Annotated in this window: 11 protein-coding genes and 1 pseudogene; 2 read left to right on the forward strand and 10 right to left on the reverse strand. The window is 66.8% G+C overall.

Translation table 11 applies throughout. The features are described from left to right. Positions 1-12 precede the first annotated feature (12 nt). The 3 genes and pseudogenes from WFK36_RS09410 to WFK36_RS09420 form a co-directional block, all read right to left on the reverse strand. Positions 13-225 (reverse strand): annotated as a pseudogene (locus WFK36_RS09410) (type IV toxin-antitoxin system AbiEi family antitoxin domain-containing protein); the annotation flags it as partial. Between the two features lie 33 nt (positions 226-258). Then, positions 259-1,524: a histidine--tRNA ligase gene (gene hisS, locus WFK36_RS09415; RefSeq protein WP_008378006.1), complete on the reverse strand. Its 1,266-nt coding sequence runs from the start codon at positions 1,522-1,524 to the stop codon at positions 259-261. Further along, on the reverse strand, positions 1,521-2,231 hold the full coding sequence (locus WFK36_RS09420) for an MBL fold metallo-hydrolase (RefSeq protein WP_008378008.1): 711 nt from the start codon (positions 2,229-2,231) through the stop codon (positions 1,521-1,523). Before WFK36_RS09420 ends, hisS begins: the two co-directional genes overlap by 4 nt. Positions 2,232-2,375: 144 nt before the next feature. Here WFK36_RS09420 and WFK36_RS09425 point away from each other — a divergent pair, with 144 nt between their 5' ends. Further along, positions 2,376-3,305 (forward strand): peptidylprolyl isomerase, encoded by a 930-nt coding sequence (locus WFK36_RS09425; RefSeq protein WP_336791451.1) that lies wholly within the window; start codon positions 2,376-2,378, stop codon positions 3,303-3,305. A 71-nt stretch (positions 3,306-3,376) separates the two neighbouring features. On the opposite strand, the gene WFK36_RS09430 is transcribed toward WFK36_RS09425, so the two are convergent. The 7 genes from WFK36_RS09430 to WFK36_RS09460 form a co-directional block, all read right to left on the reverse strand. Further along, positions 3,377-5,680, reverse strand: a complete 2,304-nt coding sequence (locus WFK36_RS09430) for a RelA/SpoT family protein (protein WP_040519718.1) — start codon at positions 5,678-5,680, stop codon at positions 3,377-3,379. 80 nt (positions 5,681-5,760) lie between these two features. Then, positions 5,761-6,312 carry an adenine phosphoribosyltransferase gene (locus WFK36_RS09435; RefSeq protein ID WP_008378014.1) on the reverse strand — a complete coding sequence of 184 codons (552 nt, stop codon included), beginning with the start codon at positions 6,310-6,312 and terminating at the stop codon, positions 5,761-5,763. Next, on the reverse strand, positions 6,312-8,003 hold the full coding sequence (locus WFK36_RS09440; protein WP_336791452.1) for an ABC transporter substrate-binding protein: 1,692 nt from the start codon (positions 8,001-8,003) through the stop codon (positions 6,312-6,314). Before WFK36_RS09440 ends, WFK36_RS09435 begins: the two co-directional genes overlap by 1 nt. Beyond that, positions 8,000-9,058, reverse strand: a complete 1,059-nt coding sequence (secF, locus tag WFK36_RS09445) for a protein translocase subunit SecF (protein ID WP_008378018.1) — start codon at positions 9,056-9,058, stop codon at positions 8,000-8,002. Before secF ends, WFK36_RS09440 begins: the two co-directional genes overlap by 4 nt. After that, positions 9,058-10,665, reverse strand: a complete 1,608-nt coding sequence (gene secD / locus WFK36_RS09450) for a protein translocase subunit SecD (protein ID WP_336791453.1) — start codon at positions 10,663-10,665, stop codon at positions 9,058-9,060. The genes secF and secD overlap by 1 nt, the downstream gene beginning before the upstream one ends. An 11-nt stretch (positions 10,666-10,676) precedes the next feature. Continuing rightward, positions 10,677-11,069, reverse strand: a complete 393-nt coding sequence (gene yajC, locus WFK36_RS09455) for a preprotein translocase subunit YajC (protein ID WP_336791454.1) — start codon at positions 11,067-11,069, stop codon at positions 10,677-10,679. Positions 11,070-11,143: 74 nt separating this feature from the next. Continuing rightward, positions 11,144-11,464 (reverse strand): response regulator transcription factor, encoded by a 321-nt coding sequence (locus tag WFK36_RS09460; RefSeq protein WP_336791455.1) that lies wholly within the window; start codon positions 11,462-11,464, stop codon positions 11,144-11,146. 112 nt (positions 11,465-11,576) lie between these two features. Here WFK36_RS09460 and WFK36_RS09465 point away from each other — a divergent pair, with 112 nt between their 5' ends. Beyond that, on the forward strand, positions 11,577-15,383 hold the full coding sequence (locus WFK36_RS09465; protein ID WP_336791456.1) for a WD40 repeat domain-containing protein: 3,807 nt from the start codon (positions 11,577-11,579) through the stop codon (positions 15,381-15,383). Positions 15,384-15,418 lie beyond the last annotated feature (35 nt).

The raw sequence follows: 15,418 nt of genomic DNA on the forward strand, positions 1-15,418 counted from the left end.
CGGCAGCGAATAGTGTCCACGCCCGACAATCAGTAGTTCGCCGCGACGGATCGCGTCCGTGAGCTGCCGCTCGGAGACTCCTGCGTCGAGTGCTTCGCTGCGACTGATGATCCCGTGCTCGTCCGTAGGCCACATATCCAGATTGAAGCCCGAATTCACGGATTCGTCACATACGTTGTCCACAGGCTTGCAAACGAGGCATTCCAGCACAAACGAGGCACGCATGCGTGCCTCGTTTGTCGCTGAGTACCTCGTTTGTCAGATGCCGAGGCGGGAGCGGATCTCTGCGAGGGCGGCGTCGAGGGGCACCTTGTGCTGGTCGCCGTTGGTGAGGTCCTTGATCTCGATGGTGCGTTCGTCGAGTTCGCGGTCGCCGAGGACGAGAGCGAGGCGGGCGCCGGAGCGGTCGGCGGCCTTCATCGCGCCCTTGAGGGCGCGGTCACCGTATGCGAGGTCGACTTTCACCCCGGCTGCGCGAAGCTCACCGGCGAGAGCGACGAGCTCGGCTTTGGCCGCTGCTCCCATCGGCACGCCGAACACGTCGACACGCCCGACTCCGGCGACGGAGACGCCTTCCGCCTCGAGCGCGAGGACAGTGCGGTCCACACCGATGCCGAAACCGATGCCCGACAGCTCCTGCTTCCCGCCGATCTGCTTCATCAGGCCGTCGTACCGTCCGCCGCCACCGATGCCCGACTGTGCGCCGAGACCGTCGTGGACGAACTCGAACGTCGTCTTCGTGTAGTAGTCGAGGCCGCGAACCAGACGCGGATTGACGACGTAGTCGACGCCGAGCCGGTCCAGGTGGCCCTTGACCTGCTCGAAGTGGTCCTTCGCCGAATCACTGAGGTGATCGAGCATCAGCGGGGCGTCGGCCGTGGCCTCGCGAACCTCGGGACGCTTGTCGTCGAGCACACGCAGCGGGTTGATGCGGGCGCGTTCTCGAGTCGGCTCGTCCAGATCGAGACCGAGCAGGAACTCCTGCAGACGCTCTCGGTACTGCGGTCGGCAGGTGTCGTCGCCGAGCGACGTCAGATCCAGCCGATATCCGGTGAGACCGAGCCGCTTGTACCCCTCGTCGGCGATGGCGATGACCTCGGCGTCCAATGCCGGATCGTCGACGCCGATCGCCTCGACACCCACCTGCTGCAACTGGCGATAACGGCCGGCCTGCGGACGCTCATACCGGAAGAACGGCCCCGAGTAGCACAGCTTCACCGGAAGCTGACCACGGTCCAGTCCATGCTGGATGACGGCGCGCATGACACCCGCGGTGCCTTCCGGGCGCAGCGTCACGGTGCGGCCGCCTCGGTCGGCGAAGGTGTACATCTCCTTGGAGACGACGTCGGTCGACTCGCCGACACCGCGCGCGAACAGCGCGGTCTCTTCGAAGATCGGCAGTTCGATGTGGCCGTAGCCCGCGCGGTACGCGGCGTCGGTCAGCGCATTGCGGACGGCGAGGAAATCGGCCGACGCAGGCGGAAAGTAGTCCGGAATGCCTTTCGGCGCGGAGAATTCGCTCACAGTCCGAACCGTCCCTTCTTCTGTGCATCGGGCAGGTCGACGAGGAACGGGTTGCCCGTGCGTTCCGCGCCGATGGTGGTCTGGGGTCCGTGACCCGGAAGGATCACTTGGTGATCGTCGCGACCCATCAGGGTCGCGGCGATCGAGTCGAGCAACTGCTGGTGATTGCCTCCGGGCAGATCGGTGCGACCGATCGACCCGTTGAACAGCACATCACCCGAGAAGCAGACCGACACGCTCTCCCCCGTCTCGGGATCGTCGGGCAGATCAGGAGTCAACAGAACGCTGCCGGGCGAATGCCCAGGCGCGTGGGCGACGCCCCATCGAATTCCCGCGATCTCCACGTCCTCGCCGTCGACGAACTCGATCACCTTCTCGGGCTCCCGGAACACGGTGTCCCCGATCATCTGCGAGAGTGCGCGTCCCACACCGACACCCGGATCGGTCAACATGGGACGGTCGGCAGCGTGGATGTACGCGGGAATGGAGAACTCATCGGCCAACTCCTGAGCATTCCAGGTGTGGTCGAGATGCCCGTGCGTCAAGAAAATCGCGACGGGAGTCAACGAGTACTCGGCCAACGCCTCACGGACGTTCGGCGCGGCATCCTGGCCGGGATCGATGATGATCGCGTCCGACCCGGGCCCCTCGGCCACCAGATAGCAGTTGGTCTGGAACATTCCGGCGGCGAATCCGGCGATCAGCACTTGGTAAGCCTCTCCTCGAGTATGTGACGTTCGGAGCGTGTCGGAAACCATTGTCTCATCGACCTTTCAGAGCACTGCGATAGCATAGGGCCCGCTGCCCGGACCGCCCCGCGCAGCCATCCGCCCACAGGAGGTTCCACGAGCGTGTCGACCAACGAGGAGCGTCGCGAAGCCGCCCGCCAGAAGCTGGAGGACCGGCTGGCCCGCGAGCGACAGGCCGCGAAGAAGCGCAAGCTGTCGATGCTGGCCGCCGCAGGCGTCGCCGTCGTGGCGATCGCCGCCGTCGGAGGCTACTTCTGGTATCGGAACTGGGACGACAAGCGTCACACGACCTGCGACTACACCGCTGCCCCGGTCGACTTCGCGAAGACGATCAAGGCTGTCGAGACCCAGCTCGCTACGGCGCCCGCCGAGCAGAAGGCACAGGGCGAAGCGTTCCTCAAAGAACTTCGAGACGGCGAAGCCAAGCAGAGGACGTCGCCCATGCCAGACGGTCGGACTCTCAACACCGGAACCCTCGACCTGACGTTGGCCACCAACCTCGGCAACGTTCCCATCACGCTTGACCGTTCACTCGCCGCGTGCAACGTGAACGCAGTCCAGTCGCTGGCGTCGAACGGCTTCTACGACGGCACACAGTGCCATCGGCTCACCAACTCCGCGAACCTGTCCGTCCTCCAGTGCGGTGACCCGACGCTCACCGGCATGGGCGGCCCTGGCTGGAACACGCCGGACGAGGACCCCACCGGTTTGAAGGAGGTGCCGATCGATCCCCAGATGGCGGCGATGGGCATGAGCCAGCCGACCGTGATCTATCCCCGTGGCACCATTGCGATAGCCAACAGCAACAACGCAGAGCAGGGACGCGCCAACACCGGCAGCGCCCAGTTCTTCATCGTCACCAAGGACTCGACTCTGACGCCGACACTGGCCGTCGTCGGTCATGTGGATGACGCCGGAATGAAGATCATCGACCAGGTCGCCAAGGGCGGCATAGTGCCGACCGCGACAGGCAGCGCAGAGGACGGTACTCCCAAGCTTCCGTTGCAGATCAAGACGGCGTCAGTCGCCTGATCCGACACCACGAACGGCCCGATCCCGAATTCTCGGGGTCGGGCCGTTCGTCGTCTGACGACTGAGTACGGTCAGGCCGCCGAGGTCACCCGGTAGACGTCGTAGACGCCTTCCACATTGCGGACCACGTTCAGCACGTGACCGAGGTGCTTCGGATCACCCATCTCGAACGTGAAACGGCTGACCGCGACGCGGTCACGGCTGGTGGTCAGCGACGCCGACAGCAGATTCACGCGTTCGTCGGCCAGCACGCGGGTCACGTCCGACAGCAGGCGGTGACGATCGAGCGCCTCCACCTGGATAGCGACGAGGAAGACCGCGGTACTGTTCGGCGCCCACGACACCTCGTGGAGCCGTTCGGGTTGCGACCGCAGTTCGTCCGCGTTGGTGCAGTCGGATCGGTGCACACTCACACCGCCGCCTCGCGTGATGAACCCGATGATCTCGTCGCCGGGCACCGGAGTGCAGCACTTGGCGAGCTTCACCATGACGTTGTCGATGCCCTCGACGACCACTCCGCTGTCGCCGCCCTGACGTGATCTCCCGCTCTGGGTGGACGGAGTGGCGCGGTTCGCGATCTCTTCCTCGGCCGCCTCGACCCCGCCGAGGAGTGCGACGAGCCGGTGGACCATGCGCCCGGCGGGTACGTGCCCCTCGCCGACCGCCGAGTACAGTGCGTCGACGTCGGCGAAACCGAACTCCTTCGCCACCGCGGTCACCGATTCGGCCGACAGGAGGCGATGCAGCGGGAGACCACCGCGCCGGACCTCCTTGACGATCGCCTCCTTGCCCGCCTCCAGAGCTTCTTCGCGACGCTCCTTGGCGAACCACTGCCGGATCTTGGCCTTCGCCCGCGGCGAGACGACGAAGTTCTGCCAGTCCTTGCTCGGTCCGGCGTTCTCGGCCTTCGATGTGAAGACCTCGATCACCTCACCGTTCTCCAACGGTCGTTCCAACGCCACGAGGCGACCGTTCACCCGGGCTCCGATGCACCGGTGCCCGACTTCGGTGTGCACGGCGTACGCGAAGTCGACAGGCGTCGAACCGGCGGGCAGGGTGATGACGTCGCCCTTCGGGGTGAAGACGAAGATCTCCTTGACGGCGAGGTCATAGCGCAGGGACTCGAGGAACTCCCCCGGGTCGGCGGCTTCCCGCTGCCAGTCCAGGAGCTGGCGCATCCACGCCATGTCGTCGACCTCGGCGACATCAGTCGCCTTGCGTCCCTTCCCTTTTCGCCCTTCCTTGTACCGCCAGTGCGCGGCGATGCCGAACTCGGCGGTCCGGTGCATCTCCACTGTCCGGATCTGGATCTCGAGTGGTTTTCCCTCGGGGCCGATCACCGTCGTGTGCAGCGACTGGTACACGCCGAAGCTCGGCTGCGCGATGTAGTCCTTGAATCGGCCCGCCATCGGCTGCCACAGGGAGTGCACCACGCCGATCGCCGCGTAGCAGTCGCGCACTTCGTCGCACAGGACTCGCATCCCGACCAGATCGTGGATGTCGTCGAAGTCTTTCCCCCGCACGATCATCTTCTGGTAGATCGACCAGTAGTGCTTGGGACGTCCCTCGACGGTCGCTTCGATGTGCGCCCCGCCGAGTGCGTTGTTCAGATCGCTCCGCACCCGCGCGAGGTACGTGTCCCGACTCGGCGCCCGGTCGGCGACGAGGCGAACGATCTCCTCGTACTTCTTGGGGTGCAGGATCGCGAACGAGAGGTCTTCGAGCTCCCATTTCACAGTCGCCATGCCGAGTCGGTGGGCTAGAGGAGCGATCACTTCGAGTGTCTCTCGAGCCTTGCGCGCCTGCTTCTCCGGCGGCAGGAAACGCATGGTGCGCATGTTGTGGAGGCGGTCCGCCACCTTGATCACGAGGACGCGCGGGTCCCGAGCCATGGCGATGATCATCTTGCGGATCGTCTCGCCCTCGGCCGCGCTGCCGAGCGCCACCTTGTCGAGTTTGGTGACACCGTCGACGAGATGTGCCACCTCGGCGCCGAAGTCCTTCTCGAGTTCTTCGAGCGAGTAGCCGGTGTCTTCGACGGTGTCGTGCAACAGCGCAGCTACCAGCGTCGTCGTGTCCATTCCGAGGTCCGCGAGGATTGTCGCGACTGCGAGCGGATGGGTGATGTACGGGTCGCCCGACTTGCGGAACTGTCCGGTGTGACGCTGTTCGGCGACGTCGTACGCCTGCTGCAAGACTGTGACGTCGGCTTTCGGATACACACCCCGGTGCAACGTGACGAGCGGTTCGAGCACTGCCGCGACGCCGCCGCGTGGCGGAGCCGTCATGCGCCGCGCCAATCGGGCCCGTACCCTGCGAGAACTCAACGGTGCAGCGATGTCATCACTGCGTCGCGCGGCATCCGGTTCGCTCATGGCCCGAGTTTATGGCATCACCGCGTCGGTGCGGTCGGACTGGGGTTCTCTCGGGTGTTGCGCGTGAGCGAACGCCGGGTTCAACCCGTGCAGAGCGTGTGAACTCGAACGGGTGCCGCTGCGGTGATGACATCGCGTCCGGGGAACCCGTCGAGCTCCATGACGACGGCGACATCGGTCACTTCTGCGCCGACTTCAGCAAGAAGTGCAAGCGTCGCGGCAATCGTCCCACCGGTGGCGAGGACGTCGTCGACAACGGCCACACGACGGCCGTGGAAGTCGATTCCGGAGGCCGGGATCTCCAACCTCGCCGACCCGTACTCGAGGGCGTAGTCGACGCCGATCACCGGCGGCGGGAGTTTGCCGCCCTTGCGGACGGCCACCACGCCGATCCCGAGGCGATGCGCGATCGCGCCGCCAAGCAGGAACCCGCGTGCGTCGATGCCCGCGATCAGGTCCGCACCCGCACACGCGTCGGCGAGCGCCGCGGTGAGCGCGTCGAGCCCGTCGGCCGCAGCCAAGACCGGGGTGAGGTCTTTGAACGCGACACCCGGCTCGGGGAAGTCCGGCACCAGACGTGCGTGCGTCTCGATCGCGATGCGTGCACGGTCCAGATGGACGGCGGTGGTCATCAGGCTCCTCCCCAACGGTCCATGTTCCAGCCGGTGCCCGACCGGCCGAGTCCGACGACGACATTGCTGACGCCGGACGATTCGCGTCCCCGCACTGTTCCGAACAGCGGGATCGACGGGAGTTGGTCCCAGGCCGCCGTCTCAATGGACCGCAGCAGCGGAAGTCGACCACTGTCACTGCTCGTCGCGACGAGCTCGTTGATCGACGTGCGGACGGTCCCGTCCCGGAATCCGGACAGGTTCAGCGGATCACCCGGGTACAGGGCGAACACCGCGGGCACACCACTCGTGGTGCCCGATGCGGCGAACGTGTCGCCGGACAGGATCACGGCGTCGACCGTCGAGCCGAGCGACGAGACGGAGAAGTCGGGCGACGAGGCGTCGCGCACGGTGATCCCGGCTTTCACACACGACTGGGCGATCGTGTCGACGATCGACTTGTCGACCGTCGATCCCGCCGGGTAGCCGATGCGGATCACGGGCTTGGCACGACGACCGTTGGCGTCGACGGGTCGCTGCTCCAGAAGACCGCGCGCTCGCGCGACGTCCGACCGCGGGTACCGCCTGCCGAACTGCGCGTTGAGGGACGGCCCCAGGGTGTCCGCGGGCGCGGCGCTCCGCAGGTTCCAGACGAGCCCGTTCGACCCGTGAGCACGGGCCAATTGGTTTCGCGGCATGCACGACGCGAGCGCACGGCGCACCAGGATGTCGGAAGCGACGCCGGTCCGGGCGAAGACGAGATTCGTCACCGACACCGGCGCGATGTCGCGCGCGGAGCCCCGGTCCGTGATCGGGGTCTCACGACCGGCGAGGACGTCGGATGCGGACAGGTCGCCCGAGTCGACGACCTCGACACGCCCGTCGGCCAGCGCGGCCGCGCCGTCGGTGCCGCGAGGCCAGACTGTCACGTCGCCCAGCGCGGGCTTCCTGCCCCACCACTTGTCGTTGGCCACCAGACGCAGGCCTTTGTCAGTGGTGTACGACTCCAGGCGGTACGGGCCCGACGAGAGGATCGTCTTCGGGTCGATCTCACCGCCCGGCTTCAATCCGAAGCCGGTGTTCCACGCGGTCGCGATCTTCGCCAACGCCTTGGAGTCCTTGCGGTTGATCGCGCCGACGACATCGGGCACCCCGGCAAGGCGTCCGACGACGTGGGCCGGCAGCAGGGAACCTGCACCGAACAGACTCGACCAGTCGCCAAAAGTGGATCCGGAGGCGAAAGTGACTGTCGCGGTACGAGCGCCGGGCTTGCAGTCGACCTTGTCGATGTTCCGGTAACCGGCGTTGGTCGACGCGTCGAAGCCCTTGACCTTGCCGCCCATCGCTGTTGCAGCGAGCAGAAGGTCGTCGCACGACATCGCGTGCCCGTCGGAGTAGACGGCACCGTCAGTGAACTCGTAGCGGACCGTGAGGGGCGTCGACTCCTGAACGGTGGCGGTGCCGACGTCCCGGTCGGCCACCGTCTGGCCCTGGGGCCCGACGTAGGAGAATCCGGGCAGCACGCGGGTGAGCGCCATCAGCGCACCGTCCGCGTAGCCGTCCCTGGTGTTCACGTTGAGGCTGCGGACGCGTGCGTCGACGAGATAGTCGACGCTCGACTGCTCGTCGTCGCCGCATGCCACGAGAAGAGATCCCGCGGCCGCGAGGGTCGCAGTGAGCGCTGCGACCCGGCGCAGCCGCGGGCCGATCATGCCGCTGCCCGTTCCCGTCGGGCGATGACCTTCGCAGTGTGCCGCTTCACGTCCTCACGCATCTCCTTCAGCGTCACCAACAGCGGCGATGCGAGGAAGATCGACGAGTACGTGCCGACGACGACACCCACGAGCTGGATCAGGGCGAGGTCCTTGAGCGTGCCGACACCGAGCATCCAGACCGCGATGACGATCAGGGCGATGATCGGGAGCACCGAGATCACCGTGGTGTTGATCGACCGCATGAACGTCTGGTTGACGGCCAGGTTGGTCTGCTCGGAGTAGGTGCGGCGCGACGACGCGAACACCGATCTGGTGTTCTCCTCCACCTTGTCGAAGACGACCACGGTGTCGTAGACCGAGAAGCCGAGGATCGTCAGCAGGCCGATGACGGTCGCCGGCGTCACCTCCCAACCGACGATCGAGTAGACACCCGCGGTGGCGACGACGTCGAACAGGAGCGACACCAGGGCCGCCGCCGACATCTCCCGGTCGAAGCGAATCGCGATGTAGATGAACACGGCGACGAGGAACACGATCAGCGCGATGACCATCTTGCGGGTGATCTCGGCGCCCCACGTGGAGCTGACGTCGGAACTGCTCACATCGGACTGATTGATCTTGAACGTGGACGCGAGACCTTCGGTCAGCTTCGCCGCGTCTTCGTGCGACAGCGTCTCGGTCCGCACCTGAATGGTGGCGGCCTCACCGGTGCCCGCCTTCTGCACCGACTCCGGATCGTGTCCGAGCGCGGCGGTGAAGGCCTCGCTGACCGACGACGTCGTGACGGTGTCCGACGCTGGGATCGACACCTGGGTTCCGCCTTCGAAGTCGATGCCGGGGGTGAATCCGCGGAAGATCATCGACAGGACGCAGATCACCATGATCACGGCGGAGATCACGTACAAGCGTCGGCGCGACCGTGGTCCGACGACGTCGAACGCACCGGTGCCCGAGTAGAGCCGGGAGAAGAACGACGTGTTCTTGGCGGCGACGTAATCGTCGTCCGACCATTCAGTCGTCGGCTTCTCTGCAGTGGTCTCGTTGGAACTCACTACGACTCCTCCCCTTCGGTGGCCGCTGCCTTCTTGGCACGCGCGGCGGCGGCGCGGCGCTTGCGCGCGACGTCGGACACGGCGCCGAGGCCGTTGATGCTCGGCCGTGACAGGAAATCTGTCCGGCTCGCCATCACGACCAGCGGGTGCGTGACGAGGAAGACGATCACAACGTCGATGATCGTCGTCAGGCCGAGCGTGAACGCGAAGCCCTTGACCTGGCCGACGGCGAGAACGTAGATGATCACGGCGGCAAGGAAGCTGACGGCGTTACCGGTCCAGACGGTACGACGTGCGCTCTGCCAACCGCGGGTGACGGCGGATCGGAACGATCTGCCCTCTCTCATCTCGTCCTTTATTCGTTCGAAGTAGACGACGAACGAGTCGGCTGTCATACCGATGCCGATGACAAGACCGGCGATGCCGGAGAGGTCGAGGGTGAACCCGATCCACCGACCGAGGAGCACGATCAGGCCGTACACCATCGCTGAGGCGAGGAGCAGCGACAGGAACGTGAGGAAGCCGAGCATCCGGTAGTACGCGAGCGCGTAGATCAGCACCGCGAGCAGACCGACACCGCCTGCGATGAGACCGGCACGCAACGACGTGAGACCGAGCGTGGCCGACACAGTCTGCGCGTCCGACATCGAGAACGACAGCGGGAGCGAGCCGTACTTGAGCGCGTTGGCGAGATCGATGGTCTCGGACTGCGTGAAGCTGCCGCTGATCTCGGTGGTGCCGATGATGGCGCCGTTGATCGTCGCTGCGCTCACAACTCGGGTGTCGAGCACAGTCGCGGTGGTCTTGCCGACGTTCTTCGACGTGTAGTCGACCCAGGTCTGCTTGCCTTCGCCGCGGTAGTCCACGGACACGACCCATTGGCCTGCCTGGTTCTGCTGCGACTTGGCGTCGGCGACATCGGTGCCGCGGATGATCATCGGCGCCAGCAGGTACACCTGACCGTCGTCCTGGCCACAGGCGACGAGGTACTGGTCGGGCTTGTCGTAGCCGACCAGCGGATCACTCACGTTCGGCGCGCAGTTGACCTTGGACATCTCGGCCTGCAGGCGGGCGAGCTCTTTCTGGTCGGCGTTCGCCGGAGCCTGGCGCGCGGCGCGAGCATCGGCGATCGCCTTCTTCTGCTCGTCAGCCGTCATGTCGGCGGGCTTCTTCGCGTTCGGGTCCGCCTTCTGCGCTACCGCAGGCTGGCTCGTGATGACCGGGCGAATGAACAACTGAGCGGTCTGTGCGAGGGTGCGCGCCTGCTTGCCGTCCTCACCGGGAACGGTGATGACGAGCGTGTTGCCGTTCACGACCACCTCGGAGCCGCCGACGCCGAGGCCGTCGACGCGCTGCTGGATGATCTGGCGTGCGTCGTCGAGCTGTGCCCGGGTCGGGTCGGCGCCCTGGTCGGTGCGCGCGGTCAGAACGACGCGCGTTCCGCCCTGCAGGTCGATGCCCAGCTTGGGCTCGGCTTTTCCGCTGCCGGTGGCGAAGATCAGCGCGAAGATCGCACCGAGAACGGCGAGAAACGCCAAGAGAGGCACCCACGGAGGTGTCTCTCGCTGCGCGTTGCGTCGCGCAGTGAGTGGATTGTTGCTGGTCACGTCTGAAAAGCCTACTTCTCTTCGGGCTTGTCGCCGGACTCGTCGTCGGTCTTCTTGGTCAGTTTGTCGAGCGCGGCCGGGCTGTCGGGAACCTCGATGGAATCGTCGTCGGCAGGATCCGACGTATCGGTCGCGTCCTCGTCGGTGGTGATGACCTCACGAATCGCGAGGCGGTTCCACTCGGTGACCACACCGGGAGCGATCTCGATCGTCACGACTTCCTCGCCCGACGGATCGACGACGGTGCCGAACAGGCCGGAGTGAAGCTGCACACGTGAACCGGGCACCACTGACGACTGCATCTCGGTGGCCGCGGCGGCCCGCTTCTTCTGGTTCCTGATGCTCATGAACATGAACACGGCCATCGCCGCCAGCATCAACGGGATGATCAAGTTTGAAGGCATAGCCTCCAGTGTGCCAGGCCGCCGGCTCCGCGCTGGACTCCAGGTGCCCGAGCATCACCCGTTCGCGCCGCCGGTCACCATTCGTCGAGAGTGGTGTATCCGTCCTGGACCGCCCGCGCGAACAACGCCGACTTCGTCGTCGCGTCCCGACCGACGGCCGAATACTTGGCACGGATTCGCACAATGTGCGTGCTGACGGTCGCCGGACTGATGAACAGTTTCGCCGCGGCAGCCTCTTTGGACCCGAGACGCAGCCACGTGGTGAGCACTTCCACTTCGCGCGCTGACAACAGAGGCCGGCGAGACGGCGTGGGTGGTACGTGATGAGTTCCGTCGAACACGTGTCTCTCCTCGAGGACCGGCGGATGCACTCCGCAGTTCGGATGAATTCTCATCGTGGCCCTCGGTGGACCCGTCGGACGCGTGCGACGATTGCCTGACCGTAAGTCGATACAGATTCCGATACGCCGACCTGGGCGTATGCCGCAGACAGAAGGAACTCGCCCGATGCATCCGGAGGCCGTCTCCTCCCGCGAAGAACTAGGAAGAGCGCTCACGGAGCTTCGCACGACGGCAGGCCTGAGCGTCCGCGACGTCGCTTCGACAGCGGACGCCCTGCACGGCACCATCGCAGGCTGGTTCGCCGGGCAGCACGCGCCGACACGTGCCAGTCGCGACATGTTCAACCGTGTTCTCGCCGCGTGCGGTGTCACCGAGGCGGTCGAGCAGGAAGCCTGGTGGGTCGCCGTCGAACGCACCGGACGACGCGGCGGACGGCGGAGGACCCGGGCCGTGTCCCCGTATCCGGGCCTCGATCCGCTCGGACCGAACGACCGCAGCTGGTTCTTCGGACGGGACGACCTGATCGATCGGCTCGTGACGATCGTGGCCGAGCAGTCCCGTGCGCGGCAACGCGATATCGACGGGACCGGCGAACGCGGAGCGTTCCGCGCCGCGCTCGTGGTCGGCGGGTCGGGTGCGGGCAAGTCGTCGCTGGTTCGGGCCGGGCTGATGGCCGCAACCGGAGAATCCGGAGAGCTCGCCGGTTGGCAGGCTGTGGTCTTCACTCCGGGTGACGACCCGGCCGCGGCCTTCGACGCCGCACTGTCGGGGGTGGACCTCGACTCGGCGACACCGGTCGTCGTGATCGTCGATCAGATGGAGGAGCTGTGGACACAGAGCGACGAGCGCAGTCGTGACGCCTACGACAGCCGATTCACTGAACTGATCGACGGACGAAATGTGATCCCCGTCGGCGTGCTCCGGGCCGACTTCTACGGGCGGGCGGCGGAGATGCCCGGCCTGGCCTCCGTTCTCGCCGACGGGCAGGTCGTCGTGCCGCCGATGACGCGCGATCAGCTACGAGCGGTCATCGTCGGTCCCGCGGCGCACGCAGGCCTGCTCGTCGACGACGACCTCGTCGACCTCCTGCTCGACGAGGTCGTGCCGTCGGACGGCTCGCAACAGGCGGGCGCGGGTGTCCTGCCGCTCCTGTCCTACGCGCTGCGCGCGACGTGGGAGCAGTCCGACGGGCGTCGTCTGACCGTCGCCGACTACGTCGCGACGGGCCGGATCGGCGGCGCCGTCGAACTCGCGGCCGAACGTGTGTACGCCGATCTGACTCCTGACGACCGATCTGTCGCGCGTCGGACGCTGCTGTCGATGGTCAACGTCGACGAGGACTCCGTCAGCAGGCGGCCCGTCCGACTCGCCGAGCTTGAGACCGCCGACACCTCCGATCCCGTCGCCCGTGTGATCGATGCGTTCGCCGACGCACGTCTGATCACGGTGAGCGGCACTCATGCTCAGTTCGCCCACGAGACGCTGCTGACCGCCTGGCCACGTCTGGGCGAGTGGCTCGACGCCGACCGTGAGCGTCTCCTCATGCATCGTCGGCTGCGGACTCTGCGCGACACCTGGGAGAGCAACGGCAAACCGGACGATCTCCTTCCCGGCCGCGGGCGACTCGAGCTGTTCCGGACGCTTCCAGACGACGAGGTGTCGGGCGTCACCCGAGAGTTCCTGGATGCCGCACAGACGGTGGCGGTTCGCGAAGACGACGTCGAACGAGCCCGCACTCGCCAACTCCGCCGTTTTGCGCTGTACGCGGGCGTGTTCGGTGTGGTCGCGCTGGTGGCGGCCGTCACCGCACTCGTCTTCGGCATTCGGGCGGGCAACGCCCGCGAACAAGCCGACCGCGCCCGTCTCGACACCGTGAGCAGGCAGATCGCCGTTCAGGCCGACCAGCTCCGCGATCGCGATCCATACCTGTCCGCGCAGCTTGCGATGATCGCGTATCGACAGTCGACGACGCTCGAGGCGCGGTCCACCCTCAGCGACACGCTGTCGGCGCCGGTCCCCGCCCGATTCACCGGGGACGGCGGCTCCACCCTGCTCGCCCAGTCCCCCGGCCGAGTCGCCGCTGCAGGCGGAAGCGGACAGGTGCGGATCTTCGACGTCGGCGACAACGGTGTCCGCCGGGTCGTCGGCGACTTCCGGGCAGGCGAGGCGACTGCCGACGGACACCTCGGGGGCGTAGCGCTCGCACCCGACGGCCGCACACTGTACGTCGGCGGCCGCGGTGGGGTGACGGTCTGGAACATAGCCGATCCTCGCAATCCTGCGAAGACGGCCGAGCTCACCGGTGTCGACGGCGACGCGAACGCGCTGGCGGTCAGCCCAGACGGCGCCATGCTCGCGGCCGCGGCCACGGGAACCGGCCTCTACGTGTGGGCGGCCGACACCGCTGGGCGATGGAACCGAGTGGCCCTCCCGCAGGCGGCCGGACACCTGGACGGCGCTGTCGCGTTCTCCCCCGATGGGCGGTCGATGGTGTCGTCGACGACCAGTCACCGAATAGACCTGTGGCGAATCAGCGGAAGGGACCTGGTCAGTACGGGACAGATCGCCTTGGGCGGGTCGTCCAACCAGCTCGCACAGGGCCTGGACTACCTACCCGACGGCAGGCTCGCTGCCGCGTTGCGCAGCCGTACCGTCGACGTCTACTCCGTCACGGACCCCGCTGCCCCTCGGCTGACCGCCCAGTTCGGCGGCTTCTCGAGTTGGGCTCGATCTGTGCGTTCGAACGCGGCGGGCACACACCTAATCGCGACGGGCGCGGACAACACCGTCGCCGTCTACGATCTGGCCCGACCGACCGATCCACCGAGGACCCTCCCGACCGCCGCCAATTCGTCGAGCGCCGTGTTCGTCGGCGATCACGTCGTGGTCGCCAGCGACGACGGCCGTGTGATGGACTGGCCGCCCGCGCGCAGCGTGGTGCACGTGGGAATGAAGACTGTCTTCCAGGCGCCTGCCGGCCCCGACGGTCGCCGCATGTTCGCCGCGGACACCTCCGCCGACGGCGCCATCACTCAGTGGCGGTCCGTCGACGGCGGTTACGTCCGTGCCGGCCCCGACCTCGCGCCCCCGGCGGGAACGGTCTTCTCCGGCGCCGTCGTGACCACACCGGAAGCCGATGTCCTGGCGATCGGCACCGCGGACGGCACCGTCGTGTTCGCAGACGTGTCCGACCCCGCACGCCCTCACATCGTCGGCGCAGTCGCTGCACACGACGCCCTCAACGAGACCGTCGACTACAGTGCGCAGTCGCACCTTGCGGTGACCGGCGGGACCGCCTCCCGCGTCGTGACTGTCGTCGACGCGAAGGATCTGACCGCACCGCGTGTGGTCGGCCGATTCGACGCGGGCGCCGGCGTCTGGTGGGCGTCGCTGAATCCTGACGGTCGACGGCTGGCTGTGGCCACCACGACCGGTCAGGTCCGCCTTGTCGATCTGACGACACCGGACCGTCCCCGCGCCTATCCCGACCCGATTCGATTCGGCGGCGCAGCCCTGTCCACCAGATTCGACTCGACCGGCGACCGTCTCGTCGCCACCTCGGAAGACCGCGTCGTCGCAATCGCCGACATCAGCGATCCAGAATCGCCTCGCGAGACCGCGCGCCTCACCGGACCCGCCGGTCAGCCCTACTCCGCGGCCTTCTCCCCTGACGGCACGCGGCTCGTGGCAGGCGGCAGCAATTCGGAGGTCTGGGTGTGGGACGTCAGCGGCACTCCGACCGAATCGATGGTCATCCGCTCGTTCCCCGGAAACGTGTACGACGTCCGGTTCATCGGCGACCACACGGTGCTCGCCGCCGGCGCAGGCGGTTGCGTCGAATCCTGGTCGCTCGAGCCTGACGATCTGATCGCCGCTCAGTGCGCACGGGTCGGCGACCAGATCACCGAGGACGAGTGGAAGACGTACATCCCCGGACTGGACTACGCCCCGCCGTGCCCGGCGGCGACCTGAGCGGACGAGCCCAGGTCGGCGCACCGCCCCACGGG

Origin of the sequence: Gordonia malaquae (assembly GCF_037148075.1) — a bacterium.
GTDB lineage: Bacteria > Actinomycetota > Actinomycetes > Mycobacteriales > Mycobacteriaceae > Gordonia > Gordonia malaquae.

Coding starts and splice junctions, on each gene's coding strand:
- WFK36_RS09435 (WP_008378014.1), bottom strand. CDS start 6,312: ATGACCACCGCCGTCCATCTGGACCGTGCACGCATCGCGATCGAGACG.
- WFK36_RS09460 (WP_336791455.1), bottom strand. CDS start 11,464: ATGAGAATTCATCCGAACTGCGGAGTGCATCCGCCGGTCCTCGAGGAG.
- WFK36_RS09430 (WP_040519718.1), bottom strand. CDS start 5,680: ATGAGCGAACCGGATGCCGCGCGACGCAGTGATGACATCGCTGCACCG.
- WFK36_RS09465 (WP_336791456.1), top strand. CDS start 11,577: ATGCATCCGGAGGCCGTCTCCTCCCGCGAAGAACTAGGAAGAGCGCTC.
- yajC (WP_336791454.1), bottom strand. CDS start 11,069: ATGCCTTCAAACTTGATCATCCCGTTGATGCTGGCGGCGATGGCCGTG.
- WFK36_RS09440 (WP_336791452.1), bottom strand. CDS start 8,003: ATGATCGGCCCGCGGCTGCGCCGGGTCGCAGCGCTCACTGCGACCCTC.